The sequence below is a fragment of the Hominilimicola sp. genome (assembly GCF_046972485.1).
Classification (GTDB): Bacteria; Bacillota; Clostridia; order UBA1381; family UBA1381; genus Hominilimicola; species Hominilimicola fabiformis.
In genome coordinates this window covers 1-9,504 of sequence record NZ_JBKVWU010000081.1, presented here as the reverse complement: position 1 = coordinate 9,504, position 9,504 = coordinate 1, and the positions used below count along the sequence as shown (strand labels likewise).

The window sequence follows — 9,504 nt, the reverse complement described above, 5'->3', positions numbered from 1 at the left end:
GTGGAGATATGGATTTTTTCTATAAATTTGATGATCCGGATAATAAGTTTGTAGAAATAATTGACTATATACATGAACATGAAGATGAGTGCCTTATTATATCAGGAGGAGAATTATAATGGACAAATTAATTGAGTCGTTGTTGAATATTAATATACGGAAGAATGAAGGATATATTTTTGTGAAACAAGAAGATATATATGTGCCTATAATAAAAACAGTATTATCAATTACTAAACGTTCATTTTATAGATTGCCATTGTTAGAAGAAATAGTATTACGCTTGATAAATGAAAATTTGCAGGAAATTGATGAATTGGCGAATGTATTGGGGATTGATAGAAAATTATTAGAGGTAACTTTAGCGGATTTGAGCGTGAAGGACATAATTTATTGTACAACAAATAGGTGTACATTGTTGTCGAAAGGAAAGCAAGCATTAAAAGATTTAAGGACTGTTCAAAGACGCAAAGATACAATTAAAAATATTTATTTAGACCCGATTAATAAGAAAATAATTACAGATTATGACAACTATCAATTTATTGATAAAGTTGTATATAATAATGATAAAAAATTAGAGGCAGATATTACTGTAAATAATATTGAAATATTTAAGGAAAATATTGAGAGTGTTAACAAAGTATTCCTTGATGAAATGAATTTGTTTAATGATAAAACAAAAAGCGAACCTGATGAATTATTAAGTATTGATGGTATAGAGAATGTTTTTGTAAAATTTATTCGAATTCCTATAAATATATATGTAAGTGCAGATGGATATGATATAGATGTTTTAGCTAGTAGTAAGAAGTATGATACATTATTTAAAATGTTTAAAGATGAAATAATTGAGCAAATAAGAAGAAAAAAATTATTAAAAAAGCTTTTCGTTAAATATAAACCAAGAAGAGAATTTACAGCTTTGAATTTGCAGGAAAACGAAAACCTAAAAAAATGTTTATTAAAATGTAAAAATAATAAAAGTGATAGAAATGAATTAAGACAAGTTATTGAAAAAGAAATTTTTTTAAATAGAAAATTGATGGATGAAGAATTTGAATACTTGTTAAAATATCTATCAGCACATTCCCAAAATATCAAAATTGTTGTACATAATCTAAATGATTGGATCAAAAGTGACTTGTATATTGAGGTTAAAACGATATTAAATGGGAAGACATATGAGATTGGCTATGACGAATGTAATGATTGGAAGAATGCAATTTCTGCTATAAAAAGAGATTTGCCTAATTGTACAAAAGACCAAATAAAAAAAGTAAATAAAGATTTTTATTTTTTCTTGAATTTTGATGATAAATATAATATCATAGCAGTACCTAAAGATATATTAATTATAGATAATAAAACTCATATTCATAAGATTGAGTTTTATTTTCAGATATTGATTCATTGAACTGTATAAAAGCGATTTATAATTATTTATCAAAGGATTACTAGATTGTTGATAAGGATATAGTAGAGAATATAAAACAATACCAATAAAATATTTGATATGCGGTTGAGTATAATTTAAGAAAATATGATGGACGATTGTGTTCGGTATGTGAACTTTTTACAAGTAAAGATGTTTAGTTTGTTCCGATTTCAAGATTGGTGTCAAAAGGCGGAATAAATGCAGTTACGGACTATTATAAAAATTTGGGTGATGAGCATTTTGATAAATTGATTGATATGTTTGTGTTTGACGCAGTAGTGTGTAATACAGACAGACACTTTGGTAATTTCAGTGTTCTTGTTGATAATCATACGAATACGGTAATTGACAATGCACCGATATTTGATAACGGATTGTCATTATGGGGATTTGCAATGGAAAATGAACTTGATGATATTTCCGCATATGTCAATACCCGTACGCCTGCAACATATTCGGATTTTATGGAGTTTGCAAAACACTATATAACAAATTCACAAAAACAAAAACTGCATAAGTTGCAAAACTTCAAATTCAAAAAACATCCAAGATATAATTGGAGCAAGAAAATATTAAAAACAGTTGAACGTGTAATACAAGAACGTGTTGAATTGTTGCTTAAATAAAAGCCCTCGAACAGTAAAATGTCGAGGGTTTTTGTTTTGTCTAAATTTTATTTTTTATAAATACTTAAAATATCAGCAATAACGGAAACTAATTAAAAAATTCATATGCACATTAAATTTTTCTCAATTGAATATACAAAGCTCAATGATATAATAAAATCAAATCATAAAATAAACATTAGGAGGGATTTGATTATGAGCTTTTATAAAAAGATGGTATCAGTATGTGCTGCAGTCGCATTGAGCACATCAATAATTCCGGTCATACCGGTTTCTGCGGATACCGGTATGACACGTTATGAAGCAGAACGTCAATATACCGGTGGATGGGCTGATGTTGTGCAAAACAGCATTGCATCCGGCGGCTATGTAGTTGAACGCATAGGCGGAAAAAGCACAGATATAGGTACGGTTGTATTTAAGATATGGGCAGAGGAAGCCGGCACATATAATGCAAAGCTTGGATATATATCGAAAAAGGATTCCGATTTTTATGTCAGAGTAAATTGGTATGCATGGGATACAGGAAACGACACAAAATTCACGACAACGGCAAGCAATAGCGTTCAGACACAGGAAATGACGCTTAAACTCAATGCCGGTTGGAATGATGTAAAGATTTACAGCACAAAGGGTATAACTGATGATGGAACAGATTACAGAATATCTGTAGATTATCTTGATGTCGATACAGAGGGATATACATTGCCAAATATTACGGAGGACACAAAGGCAACGTTAAATAATACGTCACATCGTGACATTTACAAGGCGTCGGACGGCAGTGGTATTACCGGTCTGGGACAGAGCGGTAGTGCGGATTTTATTGTCAAAGCCGATGAGGATGGGGCGTATAACCTTGGTATATGGTACAGCAGTGCGGATTACAGAGCACTGGAAGTATATGCTGATAATGTTCTTGTTGATACTGTATATTGCCCTGTTACCAACGAAAGCGATAGAATCGATACTGCTGTGGTACAGCTTACTCTTACGGCAGGAGAGCATAAAATCACATTTAAAAATCAATACGGTCAGGCTCCTGATATTGATAAAATTCAGTTAAAGGAAGCGGAAAACAACTCGGAGAGTAACACTGAGAATATCAATCTACTCGGAATAAATACGGAGCCACCGTTTACAAACGGCATTTTCAGCATTGATTATAATTTAAACACCGGTAAGGCAGACTATAAATACGGTAGTGACATTAAAGTAAGCGGGTTTGAATCTGTAGTTAAAGTAGAAGATTCGTATGACAGTGGTGACGGAAATATGATAAATACCGTTGTAAAATCATCGGATTATACCGATCGTTATGTTACATACGATGTCTTGGATGACGGTTTCGGACAGGGCGCACTTTATACGGTTGTAAACCAAGCGGAAAATCTTCCGACAATGTATCAGAAGTTTTATGTGTATAAAGATATGCCGTATGCACTTGTTCAGGTAGAACTCGGTTCGGACAATGAAATATCGACGAACTTTATGGCGCCTATAAGTACATCCGGAGAAAATGTTGTAGATATAGGAACAAAAACCGATGCAAGAGCGCTTTTCGTTCCGTTTTCGAACGATGGATATACGGCTTATAATCCTGAAACACTTAACGGAGCACATACAAGCTATTTTGTTACGGCAATTTTTGATAACAATTCAAGAAACAGTGTAATTGCGGGTTCGGTGGATCATGATACATGGAAAACAGGTACAAGCACCTGGGCAACAGCAGATAACGGGAATATTAACTTTTTTGGTGCATTTGCCGGTATAAATTCAAAGGAATTTACATATGATTTCCAACCACACGGCTCAATTAAGGGAACAAAGGTATCATCACCAAAGATGTTTTTAGGATATTTTGATGATTGGCGTGACGGAATGGAAACATATGGTGACGCAAATAAACGAAATAACGGCAAACTCAGCTGGGGCAGTGGCTCGATATTCGGTTTCAGTTCATGGAATGCTCATCAGGACAAGGTGACTCTCGAAAATATGAAAAACGCATCCGATGAAATGGCAACTCTTAATGCGGGTGGATTCTGTGACGAAAACGGAATAACATGGGTAAATATAGATTCATATTATGATAATTTGATAGACAACAGTAAGGAAGATCCATACACAGAACTTAAAGAATATGTAGAATATGCTCATAACAAGGGACTGAAAGTTGGCCTTTACAACGCAAGACATGTTTTGTGGGATAATGATATGCAAGGTTGGGGTGTAAGAGATTCTGCGATAACAGATGAATACGGAAACCCCGTTGCACTTGCAAAAACTGATTCGACATACGGTGTAGTTAAAAATTCAATACCGATTGATCCGACTTCAGACCATTTCAAAAATGATGTTAAGAACTTTATGTCGACCTATACCGGTATAGGATTTGACTATTTAAAGATTGACTTTTTGAATTTTTGTACTCTTGAAGGAAATTATGCGGATAGTAGCATTACAACGGGTATGCAGGCATATAATGCACTTTGCAAAGAGTTCACAAAATATATTGATCCCGAAAAATTCTTTTTGAACTACTCGATAGCACCGTTGTTCCCAAGTCAGTATGCACATTCGAGAAGACTGAGCTGCGATATAGGAACAGAAAAATCAAATTCACTTGAAAAGGCGAAATATATGCTTAATGCGTTACAGTACGGATGGTGGCAGGACGGCAACCTTTATGAATATACCGATCCTGACCAGATTTCATTCTATGTGCCGACTCTTCTGGGTTTTGATACTGATACGGCGCGTGGTAAATATACATCGGGAGTTATTGCAGGAGGCGTAATGCTTCTGAGTAATGATTTCAGTAGCGATAAAGCAAAAAGTGGCGTTGAATCTGTTGCTATGAACGAGCGTATTAATGACGTGGTGCGTATTGGCAAAGCATTCCGTCCAACAAAAGCAACAAGCGCATGGAATACACCTTATGAGAACGATAAGAAGGATCCCGACAATGTATATTACATGGAAGATAACGGCTATACATATGTTGCGGTGTTTAACTTTGACAGCACAAGTAAAACAAAGGAATTTAACCTTGCAGATGTAGGATTGAATCCGACAGAAGAATACAGTGCAGTTGAATTATGGGACAACAGTTCCGTAACGATTTCGGGAGATAGCTTTACAACAAACAGCATTGCGGCACGCAGTGCCAATTTATATAAGATAGAATCCGGTGCGGATACGCAAGAGAACGGTGCAGAAACATTGTTCTATGAGGATTTTGATACAACAGGTACAACAACGGAAACAATTACAAGCAATTCAAACGGTTGGACATTTGGCACATGGGGAGATACAGCTCCTTTTGCACAGATAGGAGGATTCTGCGGCAGAGAAAATTCATTAAGATTATCAGCCGGAAATTCGTGGTGGACATCGGGATATGTAAATGTTAATCTGGCAAAAGCCGGAGCCGCACAAAAAAGTATTTCCGAAGATGAAATAAATGAAAAGCTTTCAAAGGATATCACGTTGTCCTTTAAGGTCAATTTTGACATACCAAATCCCGAACAAGCAGGGTATAATTCAATACGCATAAAAGATAAGAACGGCAATGTCATTGTACAAATACAAACGCCGGAACGCTCGAATAATGAAAACGGAATAACTGATAAATTAAAATTAACGGGTGTTAAAAATCCTGACGGCAGTGGTGATAATTTGTCATATACGCTTAAGGATCCAATAAATAATGTAAATAATAATACAGAGTGGTACGAAATTGCTGTAAATTTTGACATGACTAACAGCAAATACAGAGTAAGTGTTGACGGTCAAGTGCTTAATACCGATGAATATGGTGAATGGATTGAGAGCAGTACACCGCTTACCGATAATATAATCACAGATTTATATATGGAGGTTTATTCCGCAGCTTGGTATCAAAGTATGCATTTTGATGACATCAAAGTAGTATCGGCGGCAGATGACGTTGAGTTTAACGTAGATGCAGAAATAAAGAATACCATAGAGGACAGAGATGAAATATGGCCGGGCGACATTCTTGATTATACATTAACATCGTCGGGCGGCACAATCGATAATGATAAAACAGAGGTAAGTTTTGCATATCGCACAACGGATCAAAGTGGATATACTCCGATAACAGACAAGATTGTTCCGGAGGACGCATACAGAATTATGATGGTTGCTGATGTTGTAAGCGAGGATGGCAATACAGTGCGCAGAATAGTTTATGCCGATGTAGAGCCGTATGACAGAACGTATTACAACGAAGATTTTGATAATGACGAAGTATATGAAAATATAAAGAATACCGCGGATGGCTGGAGCATATCCGGAAATACAGGTAATATAAACTCAAATAATGATATAATATCACAAAGCAACGGAATGCTGAGATTTTATACCGATAAATATTGGAATCAATTTTGGCTTGACAAGGACATAACATCGGCTGTCAAGATGAAATATACAAAAGACGGTTTGTCGGACAGCACAGCCGAGGTAAATATTGCGAAAAAGCTTGGAGGAAATTTTGTTGTTTCTTTTAAAGCAGGTTTTCAGCAAGGTGATAATGACAACGGAAACAACAATGAATATTTTATAAGACTTAACGGTAAATCGGGAAATATTTTGACACAGATTCATGCGGTATCTCCGAATACCGACAACGGCGGTGTTCATACGGTGTATTTAAGCGTTGACGGCACCGACTATAAGATTGCAGAGGAATCAAACAGCGATATGAATCTGCGAGATTATAAATTTGTGGTGAATGAGGACGGCACAGGTTATAAGTTGTATATTGACGGTACACAGTTTACGGATACAAGCTATGGAGACGGATGGATTTTGGCAAATATGAGCGAGCTTTCAAAGCTTTCACTCGGAATTTTCTGGACATCATGGTATCAGACGATTTGGTTTGATGATTTTAAGATTGAGCCTATAATGTATGATATTGACACATCTCAGTTTGTCGGCGGTACAGTTGAAACAATACGTTCAAGACAAAGCACGGATACTGCCGAGGCGGGCAATCGCATATTTGTAAAGGTAACTCCGAATAAGGGTTACAGAAATATATTGGTTGAGTCGCTGAAGGTAAATGGTACGGAAATCGGTGAAAATGGTATGTTTATTATGCCAAACGAAACCGCAGTTATTACCGGTGCATTTAAGGAAAATCCCAAAAAGCTTGCTACGCCTGCGGGACTTACGTTTATAAACGGAAAAGCAGAATGGAATACAGTCGAAAATGCAGACGGATATGTTTTGCAGCTTTATAAAAAATCGGGTGAGGAATATACAGCCGAGGGCGAACCTATAAATATTGCAAAAAATACAACCGAATATGAATTTTCAGAATTGAGCGTCGGCGACTATGCTTATAAGGTTAAAGCAATAGGTGATGGTGATAATTTCAGTGACAGTGATGAAGTGCAGAGCGAGGATTACAGACAAACGAAAAAACTTGCTACGCCACAAATAGTTTTGTTTGAAAACGGAAAGGCAAAATGGAATTCGGTAGATAACGCACAAAGCTACAGTGTAAGAGTTTATAAATATGATAAAGCGGCAGATGTGTATACAGCGGTAGGTGAAACTGTACAAGGTATTACGGCAACAGAATATGATTGTAATATTACGGAGGTCGGTACATACAGCGTTCATGTCAGAGCCGAGAGCAGCAGTGAATATTATACTCAGGGAGATATAGCATGTAGCGAAAACAATGGCATGACATATAAATATATGGTTAATTTAGCTCCGCCTGCATCCGCTTCAATTTCAGGCAGTGGTATCGCTCAATGGGAGGCTGTTGAAAATGCACTTGGCTATGATATTCAGCTTTACTGCAAGACTGAAGACGGTGGTGAACCGTTAGGGAAAGTATACCGTGTCAATGCGGATACTACGCAGTATGTATTTGATTTTGAAACTGACGGAAAATATTATTTTACTGTTAAAACCGTTGGTGATGAATATTATATAGCAAGCGAGAAAACAACGGAAAGTAATGTCTTTGAGTACATACAGAAACCGCCGGTGAATGCACCTGAAAACTTAGAGATTTCAATAAACAACGATGGCAGAACACTGAATGTTTCATGGGGAGCAGTAAGTGATTCCGAGGGTTATATGATAAGACTGTATAAGAAAACAGATAATGAAGAAAGCGACGACATTATGACAGACACAAAGATGATTAATAATGCGGCGCAGACTGAATGTGAATTTGTTCTTAGTGCAAAGGGCGTTTATTATGTCAGTATAATAGCGCTTGGAAACGGTCAGACAAGCGACAAGAGCAAAACCGTTACAAGTACTGATTATGAGCATAATCCTGTTGCTCAAAAACTTGACGTACCGGAGAGTGTGACGTTCAATAACGGCAAAGCCGAGTGGAGTATGGTAGAAGGTGCCGAAGGATACCGTATACAACTCTATAAGAACGGCAAAGCCGAGGGTGCTCCTGAAATAGTAAGAGATAGACTTTCTCTTGATTTTGAATTTAGCGGAGTCGGAGGCTATACTTATAAGATTACTGCTTTAGGTGACGGACTATACTATTCGGACAGTGATGAGGCGGAAAGTAATGAATATGTAATATCTGCTAAGCTTGAAATGCCTGTTTTGCTCGGCTTTTCGGATGGAAAAGCATCATGGAGAGCTGTTGCAAACGCACAAGGATACAAAATACAGCTTTATAAGGACGGAACTGCATATGGCAAAGTTATAAGTGTCGAATCGGATATTCTAAACTGTGATATGATGGAGTATATAGATTCAAAGGGAGTATACACATATACTGTAACAACGATAGGTGACGGAAAGTATTATACGGACAGTGATGAAAGTGCGCAAAGTGTCGGCTATAATTATGAACCCGGAACTGACGTTGTACAGCTTCCGGCGCCGTCTGAAATTAAATTTGAAAAAGGTATTGCAACGTGGACATCTGTGGCGCATGCAGAAAAGTATGAGTTGAAACTTTACCGTGACAATTCTTTGTTGAAAAAGGTTGAAACGGAACTGTTCACATATGATTTCACAGCTTATATTAAAAAAGACGGAAAATATTATTATACTATCACGTCAATAGGCAACGGCGAAAAGTATACCAACAGTGAAACAGTGCAGAGTGAAGTATATAATTATAAAGCGTCAGATGATAATAATGATGATAAAACCGAACCGGAGTGGGGCGTTAAATCGTTCAATCTGAACAAGCAGACAGGCAACTTTAACATAACCGTTACTGCGGGCAAAGAGCGTTATCCCGACACTAAGATATATGTAGCTTTGTATCGGAACGGAGTTCTTGTATCGGTTAAAAGTTTTGTACCCGAATTTGACAGCAATTCGGAATACAGTGGCGACGGAACAATGTCATTGCCATCAGATATGACGAACATTTCAGCGAAGGCATTTATATGGCATGGTGAGATG

Annotated in this window: 3 protein-coding genes; all 3 read left to right on the top strand. The window is 36.5% G+C overall.

Annotation, left to right across the window (positions count from 1 at the left end; translation table 11 throughout):
- The first annotated feature begins 118 nt into the window (after window positions 1-118).
- Window positions 119-1,417, top strand: a complete 1,299-nt coding sequence (locus ACLTU0_RS08525) for a hypothetical protein (RefSeq protein WP_412276361.1) — start codon at window positions 119-121, stop codon at window positions 1,415-1,417.
- 200 nt (window positions 1,418-1,617) lie between these two features.
- Window positions 1,618-2,064: a hypothetical protein gene (locus tag ACLTU0_RS08520; protein WP_412322061.1), complete on the top strand. Its 447-nt coding sequence runs from the start codon at window positions 1,618-1,620 to the stop codon at window positions 2,062-2,064.
- Between the two features lie 195 nt (window positions 2,065-2,259).
- Window positions 2,260-9,504: CBM35 domain-containing protein (locus ACLTU0_RS08515; protein ID WP_412322059.1), on the top strand; the 7,245-nt coding region annotated here is incomplete at its 3' end.